The sequence below is a fragment of the Lysinibacillus sp. FSL K6-4013 genome (genome assembly GCF_038630435.1).
In the GTDB taxonomy this organism is placed as follows: Bacteria; Bacillota; Bacilli; order Bacillales_A; family Planococcaceae; genus Lysinibacillus; species Lysinibacillus boronitolerans.
The window spans coordinates 4,181,965-4,201,474 of record NZ_CP152031.1 but is presented as its reverse complement, the minus strand read 5'-3'; the positions used below and the strand labels follow the sequence as shown (position 1 = coordinate 4,201,474).

The window sequence follows — 19,510 nt, the reverse complement described above, 5'->3', positions numbered from 1 at the left end:
TAATATGGTTTTAATATAATAGGATTTGTAGGAAAATAATAGATTATCAGGGAGGTTGTTGTATGAATAAGAAATTAATAACTAATTTCTTAGTGATGTTACTAGTCCTTTTCGCGTTTATACCATTTGGAGTTTCTGCTGATGCTGCTTCCAATGATGTAACACGTGCAGATTATGTAAAGGAATTGGTAGAAAGCTTAGATGTAGAGATAGGCGATGGATCTTCTCTAGCCTTTAAAGATGTTTCCAAGGATTTAGCACCTTATGTAGAAAAAGCTGTTCAATTAAAACTAATTAAAGGTAAAACAGCAACGACATTTGGTCCAGATGACAAATTAACACGTCAACAAGCATTTGTTATCTCTGCTCGTGGACTAGTTAGTGAAAACGCTTCCCTAACAGTTTTAGAGCAATTTAAGGATGCAGATCAAATTGCAGCGGCATATAAACAAGATTTAGCAAATGCTGTTGCAGCAAACATTTTACAAGCATTTGAGGATAACACTATTCGCCCTCGTGACTATGTGACAAAGGAACAGATGGAGAGTATTGTAGAACGCTTTGTAGCAGAATACAAAGCACCTTCAACTGGCGTATCAGTAAATCTTCAAATTTTAGGCACAACAGATATTCATACCAATTTAGCTAACTACAATTACTATTTAGATGCTCCATCATCAGAGCTTGGTTTGGCTAATACAGCGACATTAATTGAGCAAGCAAGAGCTAAAAATCCAAACACATTACTTTTTGATAATGGTGATTTAATTCAAGGGACACCACTTGGCTCATATAAAGCATTAGAAAGCGTATTAAAGCCAGGTGAAGTTCATCCAGCTATTGCTGCACTTAATGCATTAAAATACGATGGTGGAACTTTAGGGAATCATGAATTTAACTATGGTCTAGACTTTTTAGATGAAGTATTAAACGATGCAAAGTATCCAGTCGTAAATGCTAATACTTATGATGCAAAAACAAAAGAGCGTATGTTTACACCTTATGTCATTCTTGATAAAGAAGTGGTAGATAGTTCAGGCAAAAAGCATACACTTAAAGTTGGTGTAACAGGGATTGTTCCAACGAAAATTGTTGAATGGGATGCCATTCATTTAGCAGGTAAAGTGGAAATGCAAGAGCCAGTAGAAGCTGTGAAAGAGGTAGTACCAGAAATGCAAAAGGCTGGAGCAGACGTGATTGTCGTTCTGTCACATTCAGGCATCGGTGAAGATACTTATGTGAAGGGTGCTGAAAATGTTGGTTACCAATTAGCAGAAATTGATGGTATTGATGCTTTAATTACAGGGCACTCTCATTTAACATTCCCTGGTGACTATAAGGATTTGAAAGATGTTGACCAAGAGAAGGGTACAATTCACGGTGTTCCTACTGTTATGGCAGGTAGCTATGGTAGTCATCTTGGTGTAATTGATTTAAAACTAGAACAACAAGGATCAGAGTGGGTAGTGGTAGATGGTAAAGGTTCATTGCAATCGATCAAGCAAGAAGGTTTACAACCATCCACAACGGTTTTAGAGGCTATTAAAGAGGCACATGATGGCACATTATCATATATCCGTCAGCCTGTTGGAGAAACAACTGCACCAATCCATAGTTATTTTTCAATGGTGCAAGATGATCCATCCATTCAAATTGTCACGCAAGCTCAAAAATGGTTTATCGAACAAGAGCTAAAGGGTACGGCTGATGAAAAGACACCAATTCTTTCAGCTGGAGCACCTTTCAAAGCAGGCTCTCGTAATAATCCATTAGATTATACAAATATTCCTGTAGGGCCACTTGCTATTAAAAATATGGCCGACATTTATCATTATGACAATACTGTTGCTACGATTAAAGTGACAGGCGCACAAGCAATCGAGTGGTTAGAGATGGCTGCTGGTATTTTTGCAACAATTGATCCAACTAAATCAGAAGAGCAAAATATTATCGATGCAGAAGCACGTTCTTATAACTTTGATGTGTTAGATGGCTTAACATATCAAATTGATGTCACATCGCCAGCAAAATATGACCGCCGCGGTAATCTTACTGATGAAAAGGCAAATCGTATTAAGAATGTACAATATAATGGTAAACCAATCGATTTAAAACAAGAATTCATCATCATCACAAACAATTACCGTGTTGGTGGATCATATGGGACGACATTTAAAAATGCTGACGGCTCTAACATAACAAACTATGCATATGAAAATCGCCAAGCTGTTGTAGATTATATTATGGCAAATAAAACAATTAACCCAGCTGCGGATAATAACTGGTCATTTGTACCGTTCCCAGCCAATACAAAGGTTATCTACCTATCTGCAAAAGATGCACAAAAGTTCATTCCAGCAGGTAGTGGTATTGAATATTTAGAAGATACAGAAGCTGGATTTGCTAAATATTTAATTAAATAAAAGAATAGGAAAAGGAGAGTAACGATAATTAAAATGTACCCTTTGTAAAGGACATTTTGAAAAAGGTTAGGCAACTTCTTGAAGCTGCTGTCTGTATTTTGCAGGCGGCAGCTTTTTTAAATTCCATTGCCCTCGATAATGATTGTAGTAAATCATATAACTCTTAATTTCTTTCTTTACTTCTTCTAACGTTTCACATGCTCTAATAGTTGTTTCATCTTTAAAATGCCCAAAGAACGATTCTTGTGGCGCATTATCCCAACAGTTTCCTCGACGTGACATGGACTGTCCTAAGCCAATTTTCTTCACTAAGGCTCGGAATTTTGGATTCGTATAGTGGAAACCTTGATCCGAATGGATAAAGGCATCCTCCCTTAAATGCCGATGTTTCTTTAATTTATGTAACGTATTGAGCGCAATTTCTATACCCAATGTAGAGGATACTTCATACGCTAAAATTTCATTTGTTTCGGCGTCTTTTATCGTTGATAAATAAGCACGTTTACCGCCTCCATATGTTAAATATGTGATGTCGGTTAGTAATACTTTTCCTGCCACACCTTGCTTGAAGTTGCGCTGTAAATTGTTAGGGCATATACGGTGTTCCTTCGTTGCTTTTGCCATACGACGCGCTGGATTGGCTTTTCGAATGGGACAGATAATATTAAACTTTTTCATAATGCGACGGATACGCTTAAGGTTGTACGTAATTTCATATTGGTTTTCTAGTGTCATTTTTATTTGACGTGCGCCTTTCTTTCGTCCTCGGAAATGAAAGGCCTTTAAAATGACTTCTTTCACCACTTCATCTTCTTCATTCTGTTTTTGACGAGTTAAGACAGCTTCTTCTCTAAAATAGCGATAGTAGCCTGAGCGTGAAACCTTTGCCATTTCACAAAGATATCGTACCATCCGTTTTAATTGATATTTTTCAATAATTTGATGGATTAACTCAAATTTTTGTGTAGTACTTATTTTGATTGCTTCCTTATCAGCTGCCTTTCGAGTTGATCTAGCTTTTTTAAAAATTCGTTTTCTGCTTCTAACAATTTCATCTTCGCCTCTAAGCGGGCGTATTTTTCTTCTATACTTAATTCGCGTTCTAAAGGGCGACCTGAAGCATGTTTTCTGGCATCTTCTAAGCCTGTAAGCCCATGCTCTTTATAAGCTGTACGCCAACGATTCGAAGCTCTCCGAATACGAGCTGGACCAAGGGCTTCAATGTCAAAACCCGCCTCAAAAAAGATTTCACTTGGATATTTTCCTTTATCGTATTCATCAATAAAAAATTCTTTAAATTCATCTGTATAAGTAATGGCTTTCGCGCTTACTGTTTTGACGTATGGATTTAATTTTAATTGTGCCTGTTGTTGTTCCGAAAAAAATTTTTTAGTCATACAATCTACCACCGCTCGTTTTTTCTTCATTATAAATAAAAATACCCTATAAGATGACCTTTTTGAAAGTGTCTATCTTATAGGGTACATTTTAAATCGCTACTCTCCTTTTTTATGTCTGTTGAATGAATGATACCGTGTACCTTGATAGGTTAAAATGCCAAGATCACCTTCTACAAGCAGACCATAATCGTAGCCATTCATCTTTAGTTCATGCCGTTCTCCGTTTTGCTCTTCAAACGTAACGTAGTAGGACGTAGATGCCCCAGTATTGTTAGATCCCCCACGTATATTCGTACGCTTTGTCACAACCTTAGCGGGTACCGTTAATATTGGTGAACGGTTGTTTTTAGACCAAGTGATAATACCGTTTACAATCATAAAGGCTATGCTCCCAAAAACAATAAAGAAGATGATGGTAATAAAAGCAGAGCCAAATAAAAATTGATCATCAAACCAAAACAAATAGATTCCTCCCTTTCTTTGAAGTAGAAATAATACTTAAAGAGGATTTAATTCAAGATCTACTATCACGTCAATTTCATCGCTAATCAATACACCACCTGTTTCCAAAAACGTATTATAGACTAAATTAAAATCACGGCGATCAATTTGGGCTTTAGCTTGGAAGCCAAAAACTTCTTGTGCCCATGGATTTACACCTTTTCCTGTATATACTGTTGTAAATACGATAGGTTTTGTTATGTTTTTGATGGTTAAATCACCGTGAATAGCAAAAGTTTTATCATCAAGGTTATCAATATATGTAGAGGTAAATACGATTTTTGGATAGACGTCTGCATCAAAAAAGTCAGGAGACACAAGGTGGACATCACGATCATGATTCTTAGTTGATACACTAGCCACTGTAATGGTAATAGAAATGTTTGCATCCTGCATTTGCTCGATATTGGATGAAACTATTTCACCGCTGTACGATTCAAACGTACCATGAATACGAGAAATCATCATATGTTTTACAGAAAAGCCGATCGTTGAATGACTGAAATCAATAGCATATTTTTTCATTTGAAAACCTCCTAAAACAGCATTCTACAACGAATGATAAAGTAAATAAATCGCATATTCAATGAGTTTTTAATAAATGTGGAAGTATTTCCCTCTATAAAAGTGTAATCTGTGAACAGGAAACAAAACATATTTAAAATCGAATAGGCATATTATTGGAAATACGTGCATTTTATTAGGATAGCGTTTAGTCTCAGACATTATGATCATTGAAATTTAAAGTTACTATTTGTAATTAAATATATAAAAGTTAATAGATTATTTTACGTAAATAAGTTACTTCAAATTTACATTTACTGCAATAATCGTTACAATAGTTACATAGAGGTGAAAAATTATGAATGAGACAACTTTGTGTCCTCGTTTAGCTAAAGCAATGGATTTAATCGGAAAACGATGGACGGGGTTAATATTATATCAATTACTAGATGGACCACAGCGCTTTAATGAAATCGAATCTGCACTACCTGTTAGTGGACGTTTATTATCAGAACGTTTAAAGGAGCTTGAAAAAGAGGGGCTTGTTGAACGTAAAGTATATTCAGAAGTACCAGTACGTGTTGAGTATTCATTAACAGATAAGGGTCAGGCGCTTGAAGGTGCTATCCGCAATATTGAAACATGGGCAAGTAGTTGGCTCTGAGCTGAATAGATTATTTCAGTAGATAATAAATGAAATAATGTGCTAAAAACAACACTTGGAATGACTGTCAATTTTCTTTATAATATTCATCATCTCTGCACAGGTCTGACCTGTCTTAAAATATGAGATAAAAATACCCTTCATTTTACTTGTCAAATTGGGGTTCTAAATCCATACTGGTGTAGAGTAAGAAGGACGTTAGAAAGGAATTAGCTCTCATGACAAAAGAACAATGGGCGACGGATTTAGCAAAAAGTATTAATCCTGCCAATATTAAGTTAGATGAATCATTACAGCAATACACAATGACAAAATTAGGTGGCAAAGCAGATGTTTTTGTTCTTCCTGAAACAGAAGAAGAGGCAGCATCCGTTATTCGCTATGCATATATAAATAATATTCCTTTATTGATGTTAGGTAACGGCTCTAATATGGTTGTTCGAGATGGCGGTCATAGAGGAATCGTTGTAACATTTTCACGCTTAGATGAGATTCGTATTAATGGTGAGCATGTTTATGCACAAAGCGGTGCACTGATTAAAGAGGTATCAAAGTTATCAGCACAAGCCTCCTTAACAGGTTTTGAATTTGCATGTGGTATTCCTGGATCAATTGGCGGAGCAATGGCTATGAACGCAGGTGCTTATGGCGGTGAGATTAAAGATATTATTGTTTCTTCAAAGGTGTTAACAAAAGAAGGCGACATTTTAATATTAGGTAAAGAAGAGCTTGAGCTAGGATACCGTCAAAGCATTATTGCCAAAAAAGGTTATTATGTATTGTCCTCTGAATTTCTATTAAGAGTAGGCATACAGGAGGAAATTAATGCGAAGATTGCTGATTTAACCTTCCAACGTGAATCAAAACAGCCATTAGAATATCCATCTGCTGGGAGTGTATTTAAACGCCCACCTGGTCATTTTGCTGGAAAACTTATTCAAGATAGTGGCCTACAAGGTAAAGGTGTTGGTGATGCGGAAGTCTCTACCAAGCATGCAGGGTTTATTGTCAACAAAGGAAATGCTACTGCTTCAGACTATATTGAAACAATCCAAATGGTTCAACGTGTAGTGAAAGAAAAATTTGGCGTTGAACTAGAGACGGAAGTCAAAATTGTTGGTGACGATCTATAATAGGATGCCCTTCGTATAAGCCGAAGGGCATTTTTTTAGGAGTGTGGATAAAATGAAATTTATATCATGGAATGTCAATGGAATACGAGCATGTCTAGGTAAAGGTTTTTTAGAGTTCTTTCATCAAATAGATGCTGATTTCTTTTGTATCCAAGAAACAAAATGTCAAGCTGGACAAGTAGAGCTCTCTATCGAAGGTTATGAGCAGTATTGGAATTACGCCCAGAAAAAAGGGTATTCTGGAACAGCAATCTTCACGAAGCACACACCATTATCTGTTAAGTATGGAGTGGGCGAGGATGATTCTCAGGATGAAGGCAGAATCATAACCTTAGAATATGAGAATTTCTATTTAGTAAATGTTTATACACCAAATGCACAGCGCGATTTAGCGAGATTACCACTACGTTTACAATGGGAGGATCGCTTAGCTAGCTATTTACAAGAACTAAATAGCCAGAAGCCTGTGGTTTATTGTGGTGATCTAAATGTTGCACATACGGAAATTGACTTGAAAAATGCAAAATCTAATATTGGAAATTCGGGTTTTACATATGAAGAGAGGGCAAAATTCACAGCGTTATTGGAAAGCGGTTTTGTAGATTCTTTTAGATACAAGCATCCCGAGGAAACCGACCACTACACATGGTGGTCCTATATGAATAAAGTGCGTGAACGTAATATTGGTTGGCGTATTGATTATTTTGTCGTATCAAATCAATTGAAAGATCAAATTGAATGCGCTACAATTCACCCACACATTATGGGCAGTGATCATTGTCCAATTGAATTGCAATTACAATGCTAATACTGAAATCGTATTTTCTATATGGAAATACGATTTTTTGTATTTTAATAAGAGCGGCACTATTGAAAATAAGAGTTTTTGCAACGCCAGGATGGGTAGCTCCATGTGAGAGGAATCCCTATTGAATAGATGTCTAAGAGCTCATTTTACGTGAAAAATTGCTAGAAAGTAAAGCGAGAGTGGGCAGCTGCTCCAAAGAAAGAGAAAGGCGCTCAACAAAGGAGAGAAACCGCTCCCAAATGAGGAAGAGTCGCTCCAATCACTCTATGAACATACAAATTTTTAACATTACTCAGTAGCCTTCATAATTCCTATTGTTTATACTATTCTAATAGCGAATAAATATAAAATTTTGTATTTAGAGACAATTTTATATACATAAAATAGTAAATTTCGCTAAAAAATTTGCGTTTCAAAGCGGGTTTGGGAAGGGAGTACGGGAATATAGTGCAAAAAGGGGGTTATTCAGTGGGGAAGAGAAAGTTTAATTGGAAAAAGTGGCTCATTGTCATAGCTGGGACAATAGCTGCTTTGGCTCTAGTGGCCTTTATTGGATTTACATTTTTTATGAATAAATCTAAGCCAGTGATTGATGGTGAGTTAGCTGTTACTATTCTGGATCAGGATGTGACCGTAACGAGAGATGAAAAAGGGGTTCCGCATATTTTTGCCAAAACAGATGCTGATTTGTATCGTGCGCAAGGTTATGTTCAAGCACAGGATAGACTATTTCAAATGGACTTAGCACGGAGGCAGGCAAGTGGTCGATTATCTGAAATTATTGGAGAAGCGACGATTAATACCGACAAACATTTCCGCACATTTAGCTTGCGAGATGCTGCAGAGAAATCATTAGCTGCCTATGATGACGAAAGCAAACAAGTACTTGAATGGTATGCTGAAGGAGTAAATGCTTTTATTGCACAGGCAAAGGAAAGCAATACACTAAGCTATGAATTCGCTTTGTTAGGCTATGAGCCAGAGGAGTGGACAGTTGTTGATTCCTTAACAATTGGTAAATACATGGCCTATGATTTGGGAGGGAATTGGAATACATTAGCTTTTCGTCATTGGGCATTACAGAATTTTGATGAAGAAAAGGCTAAAGAATTATTTATTAAATATCCAGAAAACGCTTCGTCTATTATCGAGGCCAATATCCAAAATCCTGTAGCAGTGGCTGGGCAATTCAGTGCGGAAATGCTACCAAACGAATTTAATGGAAGTAATAACTGGGTAGTTTCTGGGGATAAAACAAAATCAGGAATGCCTATTTTAGCAGATGATCCACACTTAGGGTTAAGCACCCCTTCCATATGGTATCAAATGCATCTACAATCCCCACAACAAAACGTTAGTGGCGTTATCTTTGCAGGGATTCCAGGTATTATTTTAGGTCATAATGACGATATTGCTTGGGGTGTGACTAATGTGGGTCCAGATGTACAGGATTTATATATTGAAATACCAAATCCAGATAATCCAACACAATTCCGATACGATGGAAAGTGGGAGCAAGCAGAGGTACGCGATGAGTCGATTAAGGTAAAAGACGGAGAAACTGTAGATTTTGAGGTCATTGTTACACGTCATGGCCCTATAATGACAGATTTAGCTTTCAAAGATACAGAGCCAACTGCACAATTTTCGATGCAGTGGACGGCACTACAACCGACAGCTGAACTGAGGGCAGTGCTTGGTTTTAATAAGGCGAAAACTTGGGATGATTTCGAAAAAGCATTAGAAGATTTTAAAGCGCCAGCTCAAAATTTTGTTTTTGCATCACAGGACGGTACGATTGCCTATAAAGCTAATGGTCAAATACCTATTCGTAAGCAAGGTGAAGGTCAATTACCAGTTCCAGGCGATTCGAGTGATTATGGCTGGGAAGGCTTTATTCCTTGGGATGAATTACCGACTTTAGTAAATCCGAAAGAAGGTTTTATTGCAACAGCAAATAACCAAGTAATAGGGGAGGACTACCCTTATCATATAACTGATTTCTGGGCGCAACCTTATCGTTTCGAGAGAATTAAAGAAGTGTTAGAGGCAAATGATGCTATTACAGTAGAAGATATGATGGCTTTGCAAATGGATCAGCATAATCTCTATGCCAGAGAATTTTTGCCTGATTTATTAACATCGCTAAAAGAGAAAGATCAGGATGGGAAGTACGACGAGATTATTGCCATGCTAGAGAATTGGGATATGGTGGACGCAAAGGAATCAGGTGCACCACTTGTATTTCATACTTTAATGATTAAGTTACAGGAAGTTTTGTTTAAAGATCAAATGCCTGAAGATATGTATGGCATTATGTATGGGAAGTTTAATATTACAGACCAGCTTTTACGTACAGCCTATGCAGGAGAGAAAAGTATTTGGATTGAGGAGCAGGGTGGTATTGATGAAACAGTATACAAGGCATTTGAGCGAACAATTGCACAATTAGAAGATCAATTCGGCAAGAATGCTTCTAAATGGCAATGGGGTGATTACCATCAACTTACTTTTGATCATACATTAGGAAGTGCATCACCTATTCTTGCAGCCTATTTTAATGCTAAAAGGGTTCCTATTGGTGGCTCGAAAGTTACCGTACAAGCAGCAGATAATGATTTAGCTGGTAATGTAGATCACGGCGCATCTTGGCGTTTTGTGGTGGATGTAGGTGATTTAAGCTCAGCCTATCATATTGTTGGTCCTGGTCAAAGTGGGCATGTAAAATCTGATTGGTATCAAGATCAGGTACTTGATTGGGCTAATGGTAAATACCATCAAACATTTATCAAACAGGAAGAGATAAGAGGGAAAACATTACAATTAAAAGCGAAGTAATAAAACATACTAACATTAGTAGTACAAACCAAGGCCATGGTTTGTGCTACTATTTTTTTATAGTAGAAGTGAAGAAAAGCCGACCAGCCTCTGGGACCATTTGTGAGTCCGTATATAAAACCGGCTACCTTCATGCCCTTATATGAATCAGCTTAGTATGTTGGGTCCTAAGAGATCGTGTATAAGAAAGTGGAATCGATAAGGTACTGTGAAGGCTTCTATGATTGGTCAAAAGGAGAAGAATGAGATGAAACATGTCATTGCGTTAGATGTCAGTAAAGGAAAAAGTACCGTTACGATTTATAATAGTCATCGCCAATGCGAGTTTGAAGGTGTGCTACATCATACACGGGATGATTTTGAGAGGTTACACGAACGAATGGAAGAGATGACAAAGCAAGATGGACAAGCGCCAGATATCGTATTTGAAGCAACAGGCATCTATTCAAAACCTGTCGAAGCTTTTTTCAAAGATTACGGCTATGCATACTGTCGCATGAATCCACTTGAAGCGAATTTACAGATGGCAACGATGCGTCGCAATAAAACCGATATCAGTGATGCCCATGAACTCGCAAGAACACATTTCAAAATGGAACGCGAAATAACGTACATACAAGACGATTATTATGAACAGATGCGTGCATTGACTCGTTATTACGATGAAATTGACGAAGAAATCATTTTACTCAAAAGTAGAATGCATGCCATTTTACAGCTGAGTTTTCCAGAATTAGAAAAGTTGATTACACCGAATTCAGCACTATTTTTAAATATTGTACAACTATATCCGCACCCCGCACTTTTACAGGCCCATTCAAAAACGATTATTAAAAATCGTTTAAAGGTCAATACGCGAAAAAACCTATCGCTAATGCGTGCGGAGGCTAAAGCTATTACATTATTAGAAGCAGCTGAAAATAGTTACCCAGCGATTAAATCCACAGATATTCGTTGTGATCAAGCACGAGATTACGCAGCTCGCATTGCGGATTTACTAGAGAAGAAAGCAACGCTTGTGAAACAGATGGTGGAATTGTCAGAAGGACGAAAAGAATATCTAGTATTGCGTTCGATTCCTGGGATTGGCGATTCAACGGCGTGCCGATTAATTGGAGAGATTGGTGACATCCGCCGCTTTCAAAACGCGAAACAACTGAACGCTTACGCAGGCATTGATATTATGCGGTACCAGTCTGGGAATACGCAATATCGAGACAGGATTAATAAACGAGGAAACAAACATTTACGGAAGATTTTATTTTTTATGGTATGCGCCATGCTTATGGCAAAAGGAAAACCAAATCATTTTGTGGACTATTACTATAAATTAAAAAAGCAACCTCAGAGGAAGCCTCATAAGGTTGCGATCATCGCCTGCATCAACAAGTTTCTGAAAGTGACATTTCAGTTACTGACGCGTGGCATTCTTTACGATTATGAGTCCGCACTACCAGCTCAGAAATCGTAATCACCTATATAGAACTATATCATAATGACCTTTCGAAAAAAATAAAAATCGTCAGGTCTTTTTGGCGTATCTAAAAAATGAGTGTGAAGTGGTGAGAGATATCCTTCACTACTTCACACTCATAAAAATAGAAATTATTCTCTAGATAAGGTTGACTAATCGTAAGAAAGAGGCTGGGACAGAACTAGCTTCGAATAAGGAGAAAGGAGAATTTGAGTTCGCTCAAATTCTCCTTTCTCCATTTTTTACTATTTAATTTTATATGTTCTTGTTTGTTGGCCGTGTATTTTCGTAAATTCACGGCCAGTAATGCGAGCCCCATTTCGTTTTCTACCTTCGATTTTCCTCGTACAGAAAATCGAGTGAAACGCAAATTAGCCTTCAAGAATCCAAAAACTGGCTCCACGTCAATTTTGCGTTGACGATAAATGGTACGCGTTTTTTCTTCTGAAAGCTTTGTTCTTATATATTCTTTTTGTTGTTCCCATTTTTCATTCACCATCATTTTTCGATTGGTGCCTTCTTTTGCTTTTGTACATGATGAACGGAATGGACATCCTGAACAGTCCTCGCATTCGTAGATGTTGAACGTATGTTGGAAGCCTGTCCGATCATTCCGTACAGTTTGATTTTTCCATTCGAGACGTTTCTGATTCGGGCATGTATAGGTGTCTGTTTCTTTATCATATGGCCAGTTATCGGTGTTAAATTGGTTTTGTTTGTACTTTTTCTTTTGCTCCTTCTCATACATGGTATAGGGAATCAGTGCTTCTCGTTTTCTGTTCGAAAGGATCTCCTCATAGTTTTGTTCACTACCATAACCTGCATCTGCGACAATGTATTGCGGTAACTCGAAATAATGCTGCTCGATTTCATTTAGAAATGGAATGAACGTACGTGTATCCGTTGGGTTCGGAAAAATGCTGTAGGCAAGCGCATACTGACCTTCTGTTGCGATTTGTACGTTATAGCCTGGTTTTAGTTGTCCATTCTGCATGTAATCGTCTTTCATTCGCATAAACGTCGCATCTTTGTCCGTTTTTGAATAGCTGTTGCGTGTGTCAAAAATCTCAAAATCTTTTTCGTACCTCTGCTTACGAATCAGCCAGTCATGTACTTGTTTTAACAGTTGCTTTGGCGTTTTTCGTTCACTACGCAGCTGTTTCCGCATCCCGACATCATCCGTACTATCGATTTTTTGTGTATAGTCCTCGACCACTTCCTCTAACTTTTCAGCGATTTGCGTGAGTTCTTCCATAGAAAGCTGCTCCTCATCTTCACGTTGCAATGCTGGTATAATTTGTTTTTCAAGTAGCTCATTATACAATTGATTCGATTTTTCAACGAGATTGTGATGATGTTTTTCCACTGCTTTCTTCCAAACGAACGTGAATTTATTGGCATTTGCTTCAATCTTCGTACCATCAATAAAAATGGCCTCTTGATCGATGATTTTTTCTTGGACAAGCTGGACACGGAACTGCACAAAACACTGGCGAATGAGCTCTTTCATATCGGGATGAACACGGAAACGATTGATCGTACGGTAGCTTGGTTCATACCCTTGGGCCAGCCACATCATCCGTATACTGTCTTTGGTTAGGTCTTCTATTTTACGGCCAGAGAAAACCGATTGCGTGTAGCCACATAAAATAATTTTAAGCATCATGCGTGGGTGATAAGATGGGCAACCTGTTTGGCGTTGAAAGGAGTCGAAGGTTCTCTCAGGAATACTTTCGACTAAATGATGGATGGCAAAAGCAATATCATTTTCTTGTAATGGAACTTCTAAATCTAGAGGCAAAACTAATTGATTCATGTTATAATTTTTGAACATAAGGATCCTTCTTTCCTGTAAAATTTTGTGTGGTAACTTTATTTTATCAGAAGTGGTCCTTATTTTTATTCAATAATTATTGAAAGCCGTTGAAATTTTACTCATCGTAAAATTTCAACGGCTTTTTCAGCTCAAAGGTGGGTTTTGTCCCACCCTCTTTTATTTAAGGATATACATCCTAACATTCAAACATTCATTTGAATAAGATGGAATAATATGCTACATTGAATACAATCAAATGAATATTTGAATGAGGTGAGAAAATGCCAAAGGAAATATGTGAGGTGACGCATGTACATGAAGAAGCGGTCACAAAGGTGCAACAACAAATGCCCGATTTATCAGGTGTAGCCAAATTTTTAAAAGCGTTATCTGATGAAACTAGACTTAAAATTGCCTATGCTTTAACGGTGGAAGATGAACTATGTGTTTGTGATGTAGCAACTATTATTGGTTCTTCAGTTGCCACAGCATCACATCATTTACGATATTTGAAAGATAATAATTTAGCGAGATCACACCGTAAAGGTAAGCAAATGTATTACTCTTTAGCGGATGAGCATGTATACCAAATTGTAACAATTGCCTACGAACATGCGAAAGAGGGGATTGCGAATGGCAGCAACGCCAATTAAACAAGAATACAGGCTACAAAATTTATCCTGCGCTAGTTGTGCAGCAAAGTTTGAAAAAAACGTAAAGGCTATTCCAGAAGTACAGGATGCACAAGTAAATTTTGGTGCTTCTAAAATTACAGTAATCGGCGCTATTAGTGTAGACCAAATTGAAGAAGCTGGTGCTTTTGATGGCATTAAGGTTACACAATCGGCAGCAAAAGCACTTGAAAATACTACACCCTTTTATCGTAAAAAGGAAAACGTTTTAGCAGGAATATCATTGCTTTTTGTCATTCTAGGTTATCTGTTTGTGGGTATAAATGGGGAATCAAACCCACTCCCGATTGCCATGTTCATTATAGCTATCCTTGTGGGTGGAGTGGGTATTTTTAAAATAGGCTTCCGCAATTTAGTTCGCTTTGAATTTGATATGAAGACGCTTATGACAATCGCCATCATCGGAGCTGCTATTATCGGTGAGTGGGAAGAAGCAGCAGTTGTCGTATTCTTATTTGCTGTAAGTGAGGCACTTGAAGCGTATTCAATGGATAAAGCACGTCAATCTATTCGTCAATTAATGGATATTGCTCCGCCCACAGCGATTATTAAAAGAGCCCACGGTGAACACTTCCATGAGCTTGAGTTACCTACTGAAGACATAGAAATAGGAGATATATTGATTGTAAAGCCTGGCCAAAAGATTGCGATGGATGGCATTGTCATTAGTGGATTGTCTGCAGTCAACCAGGCGGCTATTACAGGTGAATCGATTCCCGTAAATAAAACAATAAATGATGAAGTATTTGCTGGGACGTTAAATGAAGAGGGTGCCCTTGAAGTACGTGTGACTAAGCGAGTAGAAGATACTACTATCGCTAAAATAATTCATCTTGTGGAAGAAGCACAAGCAGAAAAGGCACCTTCTCAGCAATTTGTAGATCGCTTTGCAAAGTATTATACACCAGCGATTATGATTATTGCTTTTTTAGTAGCTGTGATTCCACCTTTATTAGTAGGTGATTGGCAGCATTGGATTTACCAAGGTCTAGCTGTTTTAGTGGTAGGATGTCCTTGTGCGCTGGTCGTCTCTACTCCCGTTGCCATTGTTACAGCCATTGGTAATGCAGCAAGGCAAGGTGTACTGATTAAAGGTGGTGTTCATTTAGAGCAACTAGGACATATTGAAGCTGTTGCCTTTGATAAAACAGGTACATTAACGAAAGGGCAGCCTGCAGTAACAGATATTGTAACGACTGAAAATTGGTCAGAAGACTATGTGCTACAACTAGTAGCAGCGGTAGAAAAACAGTCACAGCACCCTTTAGCTAAAGCAATTTTAAATAGACTACACGATAAAAAATTATCTGAGCTCATCCCAACAGATTTCCAATCAGTAACAGGAAAAGGTGCCTATGCTACCGTTGATAATCAGATTATTTATGTAGGTAGCATGAAATGGGCTACTTCATTAACTTCTGTAGATCAAAATATAGAAAGTCAGGTTAAGAATCTGCAAGAACAGGGTAAAACAGTAGTAGCAGCTGTTTCGAATAATCAACTTATTGGACTGATTGCAATTGCTGACCAATTACGTCGTGAAAGCAAGGACGTATTGAACAAATTAAATGCCTTAAAAGTAAAGCATATGGTGATGTTAACAGGGGATGCAGAGCCTACTGCGCAAGCCATCGCTACTTCATTAAAGATGACAGATGTGCGTGCTGGGTTATTACCAGAAGAAAAATTAATGGCGATTAAGGATTTACGTACACAATTTGGTGCTGTAGCAATGGTTGGAGATGGTGTAAACGATGCACCAGCATTGGCCACTGCAAACGTAGGAATCGCCATGGGTGGAGCAGGAACGGATGCAGCTCTTGAGACAGCAGATATTGCATTAATGGGTGATGATCTAACAAAGCTTCCTTACACTATTGGCTTGAGCAGAAAAACATTACGTATCATTAAAGAGAATATTATATTTGCCCTAGTTTTAAAATTAATTGCATTGCTGCTTGTCATACCAGGGTGGTTAACATTATGGATAGCAATTTTTGCGGATATGGGTGCAACACTATTAGTTGTGTTTAATTCATTAAGACTAATTAGAGCAAAAAAGTAGTAAGTAAGGTGTAGAACGATCTGAAAAGGTAGGAAATTAATCTTGCTTTGACATGAGGGATTTTATACGGATAGATGCTACTTGCGATTCTTGAAAAAGACTTTTTTTAAGGCTATTATAGTTTCAGGAGTAATGTAACAATTAAATATAAATGAGGCGAAAGTTTGAATATGTCAGATCCTATTTTAGTAAATGTTACAGAAGAAATTGTGCGTGGTTTAGTAAGCTTTTTACTACGAGGACCAGAATATCAAACATTTTGTAAATGCGAAATCTGTGAATTCGACACGGTGGCACTTACACTAAATGCATTGCCAAGTAAGTATGTTACATCTATGGAAGCTAGAGATGAGGCATTTAAAGAAATGAATACTCCTGGAAACATTGAGCGCATTAATAAAGAGATTATTCATGCGTTACATGTGGTAAATAAGTATCCTCGACACAAAGTAGAGCCTACTTCTTAATAGAAGAGGCTCTATTTAAGTTGTAAAGGAAGTGTTTCTCTAGGCTATGTATTTTCAGTTAACTTTTAAGCCAAGCTTGTAGTAAACTAGAGAGTAAGAAAAGGAAAGAGAGGGAAAAGGATATGCCAACACCTAGTATGGAGGACCATATCGAACAAATATATTTATTAATTGCCAACAAGGGATATGCGCGAGTGTCTGACATTGCTGAAGCATTATCTGTTCTTCCTTCTTCTGTTACAAAAATGGTTCAAAAATTAGATAAAGATGGTTATTTAGTTTATGAAAAGTACCGTGGACTGACATTGACGCCTAAAGGGGATAAGCTCGGAAAGCGTCTTGTGCAGCGTCATGAATTGCTCGAGCAGTTTTTACGAATGATTGGTGTGGATGAAGAACGTATTTATGATGATGTGGAGGGAATTGAACATCATTTAAGTTGGAATTCAATCGATCGTATTGCAGATCTTGTGCAAGTAATGGAAGAAAATCCAGACATCGTGAAAAAATTAGAGGCATCTAAGACACAGCACAATCTTTAAAATGATGGTGTGAAGGAAAGGGAGACAATATGAACGCATTAAAATCAGGTGAAGTCGTTACATTAACGGTATTAGAGCAACAAGCATCGAAATGGATTTTAACAAATGGAGTTGAAGAACTACCTTTAAATGCTTCAGAGGTAACAGAGCCACTAACAGTAGGTGATCGCCTTGAAGTATTTTTATTTGCAGACCGTCGTGGAGATTTGGCTGCTACAACTGCAATTCCAGCTTTTACACAAGGTGAGTACGGCTGGGCACGCGTCTTGAAAGTAGTGGAACATGAAGGTGCTTTTGTGGATATTGGTACATCTCGCGAAGTATTAGTAAAAGCAGAGGATTTACCTGCATTAAAAGAGGTATGGCCAGAACCAGGCGATCATTTATTTATGACACTACGCACAGATCGTAATGGTGATTTATTTGGTCGATTAGCCACAGAGGAAAAAATCTCAGAGCTATATGAAGGTGCATTTGAAGATATGCACAATAAAAATATCCAAGCACGCCCATATCGTTTGTTACCGATCGGGACATTCTTACTAGGTGTAGAAGTTCCTTACCGTATTTTCGTGCATGAATCTGAGCGAAGTACAGAGCCTCGATTAGGACAAGATGTAGTTGTACGTATTATCGATGTGAAAGACGATGGTTCCATGAATGGCTCTCTTTTACCGAGAAAACATGAGCGTCTTTCAAATGATGCGCAACAAATATTGAATTATATACAGGATGTGGGCGGTAAAATGCCATTTGGTGATAAATCGTCTCCTGAGGAGATTCAAGAAATGTTTAATATGAGTAAAGGGGCATTTAAACGTGCCTTAGGAACATTAATGAAAGCTGGTAAAGTAAAACAACAGGATGGTTGGACTGAAGAAGTTTAGGGATATAGTTTGAATTGCCAGCAAGACATTTACAACAGGAAAAATGACGAGAGACATCCTTGAAACCTTCTCGTCTTTTTTTCGTACTAATTATTGTATAATGGCATGCATTATACTTGCTAATTATGAAGTTTTAGCGAAAGGGGTCACACGATTTGAAAAAAACATGGATAAAAATACTAACTGCTACAATGTTGGTATTTGGAGTGATGGCACCAGCAACAGGATTTGCATCTGACAATACGCCTCCGAAAGCAATAGATGAAAAACTTGGCGTACCGATCGTCGTGTATGGAGCAAATTTATCTGAGGCTGAAAAAGAGTCTGTAAAAAAATCATTAAAAGTAAGTGAAGAACCTGAAATCGAAGAAATTACTGTGTCTGGTGAGGATCTAGTAAAATACATTAAAGATAGTAATTCAAGCTCCCGTATGTATTCTTCTGCAAAGATTACACGCAGAGATGCAGGAGAGGGTCTGGTAATACAAATTGTCACACCATCGAATATAACGCAGGTAACTTCAGAAATGTACGCAAATGCGATGTTAACAGCAGGAATTCAGGATGCATCCGTACAGGTAGCTGCTCCGAAAGCTGTTACAGGGCATTCAGCGTTAGTAGGTATTTACAAGGCATATGAGGTCACTACAGGTGAAACACTGGATATTGATCGTACTGATGTAGCAAATGAAGAATTATCAGTAGCAACATCCATTGCAGAATCTGCAGGAGTAGACGATGCAAAAGTAGCAGAATTACTGACTGAAATTAAAAAGCAAATTGCAGAATTAAAGCCAGCAACACGTGAAGATGTAGAAAAAATTGTACAAGAGCAATTAACTAAGCTTGAAATTAATTTAAGTGAAAAGGACCGTCAATTGCTAGTAGATTTAATGGATAAAATAAGCAAGCTGGACATTGATTTTAGTAAATGGTCAGATCAATTAAATGATATTAGTAACACGATCCAAGAAAAATTTGGCTCACTTATGGAAGATAAAGGTTTCTGGGAAAGTGTGAAAAGCTTTTTTGCTAATTTAAAAGATACTATTTCTTCATGGTTTAACTAAATTTAAAGTTGATAGAAAGGAATCTGTTATACCCTCTCGCTTTGCTAGAGAAGGTGTACAGATTCTTTTTTTGATTCAGCAAGTAAATAATTGAAGTGAGCTGCTTCCAACACAGAAGGCTAACCGATTATCTGGACATAGCTACGCTAATTAGATAAAAGGAGGGTACACAAATTTTGTGAAAATACAAAAAGCTATGGTACTATGAATAAAAGGAGTGGTGAGA

Annotated in this window: 16 protein-coding genes and 1 pseudogene; 12 read left to right on the top strand and 5 right to left on the bottom strand. The window is 37.6% G+C overall.

Translation table 11 applies throughout. The features are described 5' to 3' along the window. Window positions 1–62 precede the first annotated feature (62 nt). A complete protein-coding gene (locus tag MHB39_RS20805) occupies window positions 63–2,423 on the top strand; it encodes a bifunctional 2',3'-cyclic-nucleotide 2'-phosphodiesterase/3'-nucleotidase (protein ID WP_342545207.1) in 2,361 nt (786 codons plus the stop codon). A gap of 66 nt (window positions 2,424–2,489) precedes the next feature. Here MHB39_RS20805 and MHB39_RS20800 read toward each other — a convergent pair whose 3' ends face one another. The 4 genes from MHB39_RS20800 to MHB39_RS20785 form a co-directional block, all read right to left on the bottom strand. Further along, the gene (locus MHB39_RS20800) at window positions 2,490–3,452 is read right to left on the bottom strand and encodes an IS3 family transposase (RefSeq protein ID WP_231745103.1); all 963 of its coding nucleotides are present in this window, start codon (window positions 3,450–3,452) and stop codon (window positions 2,490–2,492) included. Then, window positions 3,395–3,820, bottom strand: coding sequence for an HTH domain-containing protein (locus tag MHB39_RS20795; protein WP_058844812.1), 426 nt, complete (start codon window positions 3,818–3,820; stop codon window positions 3,395–3,397). Before MHB39_RS20795 ends, MHB39_RS20800 begins: the two co-directional genes overlap by 58 nt. A gap of 99 nt (window positions 3,821–3,919) precedes the next feature. Beyond that, window positions 3,920–4,285 (bottom strand): DUF2500 domain-containing protein, encoded by a 366-nt coding sequence (locus MHB39_RS20790; protein WP_036079415.1) that lies wholly within the window; start codon window positions 4,283–4,285, stop codon window positions 3,920–3,922. A 36-nt stretch (window positions 4,286–4,321) separates the two neighbouring features. Beyond that, window positions 4,322–4,849, bottom strand: a complete 528-nt coding sequence (locus tag MHB39_RS20785) for a YceI family protein (RefSeq protein ID WP_258860761.1) — start codon at window positions 4,847–4,849, stop codon at window positions 4,322–4,324. A 337-nt stretch (window positions 4,850–5,186) separates the two neighbouring features. On the opposite strand from MHB39_RS20785, the gene MHB39_RS20780 reads away from it, so the two are divergent. From MHB39_RS20780 to MHB39_RS20760, 5 genes are all read left to right on the top strand, one after another. Further along, on the top strand, window positions 5,187–5,492 hold the full coding sequence (locus MHB39_RS20780; RefSeq protein ID WP_004231981.1) for a helix-turn-helix domain-containing protein: 306 nt from the start codon (window positions 5,187–5,189) through the stop codon (window positions 5,490–5,492). Window positions 5,493–5,710: 218 nt separating this feature from the next. Next, a complete protein-coding gene (gene murB / locus MHB39_RS20775) occupies window positions 5,711–6,625 on the top strand; it encodes a UDP-N-acetylmuramate dehydrogenase (RefSeq protein WP_016992721.1) in 915 nt (304 codons plus the stop codon). 52 nt (window positions 6,626–6,677) lie between these two features. Further along, the gene (locus MHB39_RS20770) at window positions 6,678–7,433 is read left to right on the top strand and encodes an exodeoxyribonuclease III (RefSeq protein ID WP_016992720.1); all 756 of its coding nucleotides are present in this window, start codon (window positions 6,678–6,680) and stop codon (window positions 7,431–7,433) included. Between the two features lie 468 nt (window positions 7,434–7,901). Further along, entirely contained in the window at window positions 7,902–10,271 is a 2,370-nt protein-coding gene (locus MHB39_RS20765) for a penicillin acylase family protein (RefSeq protein WP_342545201.1), read from the top strand. Between the two features lie 247 nt (window positions 10,272–10,518). Beyond that, window positions 10,519–11,742, top strand: coding sequence for an IS110 family transposase (locus MHB39_RS20760; protein ID WP_258860335.1), 1,224 nt, complete (start codon window positions 10,519–10,521; stop codon window positions 11,740–11,742). A gap of 155 nt (window positions 11,743–11,897) precedes the next feature. Here MHB39_RS20760 and MHB39_RS20755 read toward each other — a convergent pair. After that, window positions 11,898–13,579, bottom strand: a pseudogene (locus MHB39_RS20755) (IS1182 family transposase). 263 nt (window positions 13,580–13,842) lie between these two features. Between MHB39_RS20755 and MHB39_RS20750 the strand changes: the two are divergent. From MHB39_RS20750 to MHB39_RS20725, 6 genes are all read left to right on the top strand, one after another. Then, window positions 13,843–14,214, top strand: a complete 372-nt coding sequence (locus tag MHB39_RS20750; RefSeq protein ID WP_016992719.1) for a metalloregulator ArsR/SmtB family transcription factor — start codon at window positions 13,843–13,845, stop codon at window positions 14,212–14,214. After that, entirely contained in the window at window positions 14,195–16,318 is a 2,124-nt protein-coding gene (locus MHB39_RS20745; protein WP_342545199.1) for a heavy metal translocating P-type ATPase, read from the top strand. Before MHB39_RS20750 ends, MHB39_RS20745 begins: the two co-directional genes overlap by 20 nt. Window positions 16,319–16,482: 164 nt before the next feature. Then, entirely contained in the window at window positions 16,483–16,785 is a 303-nt protein-coding gene (locus MHB39_RS20740; RefSeq protein ID WP_016992717.1) for a late competence development ComFB family protein, read from the top strand. 122 nt (window positions 16,786–16,907) lie between these two features. Next, entirely contained in the window at window positions 16,908–17,327 is a 420-nt protein-coding gene (gene mntR, locus MHB39_RS20735; protein WP_004231993.1) for a transcriptional regulator MntR, read from the top strand. Window positions 17,328–17,356: 29 nt separating this feature from the next. Next, on the top strand, window positions 17,357–18,214 hold the full coding sequence (locus MHB39_RS20730; RefSeq protein ID WP_016992716.1) for a S1-like domain-containing RNA-binding protein: 858 nt from the start codon (window positions 17,357–17,359) through the stop codon (window positions 18,212–18,214). Window positions 18,215–18,369: 155 nt separating this feature from the next. Continuing rightward, window positions 18,370–19,284 (top strand): DUF1002 domain-containing protein, encoded by a 915-nt coding sequence (locus MHB39_RS20725; RefSeq protein WP_016992715.1) that lies wholly within the window; start codon window positions 18,370–18,372, stop codon window positions 19,282–19,284. The last annotated feature ends 226 nt before the right edge of the window (window positions 19,285–19,510 follow it).

What these genes read in the sequence shown, in the direction of transcription:
- MHB39_RS20805 (WP_342545207.1), top strand. Translation starts at nt 63, where the DNA reads ATGAATAAGAAATTAATAACTAATTTCTTAGTGATGTTACTAGTCCTT.
- MHB39_RS20795 (WP_058844812.1), bottom strand. Translation starts at nt 3,820, where the DNA reads ATGACTAAAAAATTTTTTTCGGAACAACAACAGGCACAATTAAAATTA.
- MHB39_RS20785 (WP_258860761.1), bottom strand. Translation starts at nt 4,849, where the DNA reads ATGAAAAAATATGCTATTGATTTCAGTCATTCAACGATCGGCTTTTCT.
- MHB39_RS20780 (WP_004231981.1), top strand. Translation starts at nt 5,187, where the DNA reads ATGAATGAGACAACTTTGTGTCCTCGTTTAGCTAAAGCAATGGATTTA.
- murB (WP_016992721.1), top strand. Translation starts at nt 5,711, where the DNA reads ATGACAAAAGAACAATGGGCGACGGATTTAGCAAAAAGTATTAATCCT.
- MHB39_RS20770 (WP_016992720.1), top strand. Translation starts at nt 6,678, where the DNA reads ATGAAATTTATATCATGGAATGTCAATGGAATACGAGCATGTCTAGGT.
- MHB39_RS20760 (WP_258860335.1), top strand. Translation starts at nt 10,519, where the DNA reads ATGAAACATGTCATTGCGTTAGATGTCAGTAAAGGAAAAAGTACCGTT.
- MHB39_RS20750 (WP_016992719.1), top strand. Translation starts at nt 13,843, where the DNA reads ATGCCAAAGGAAATATGTGAGGTGACGCATGTACATGAAGAAGCGGTC.
- MHB39_RS20745 (WP_342545199.1), top strand. Translation starts at nt 14,195, where the DNA reads ATGGCAGCAACGCCAATTAAACAAGAATACAGGCTACAAAATTTATCC.
- mntR (WP_004231993.1), top strand. Translation starts at nt 16,908, where the DNA reads ATGCCAACACCTAGTATGGAGGACCATATCGAACAAATATATTTATTA.
- MHB39_RS20730 (WP_016992716.1), top strand. Translation starts at nt 17,357, where the DNA reads ATGAACGCATTAAAATCAGGTGAAGTCGTTACATTAACGGTATTAGAG.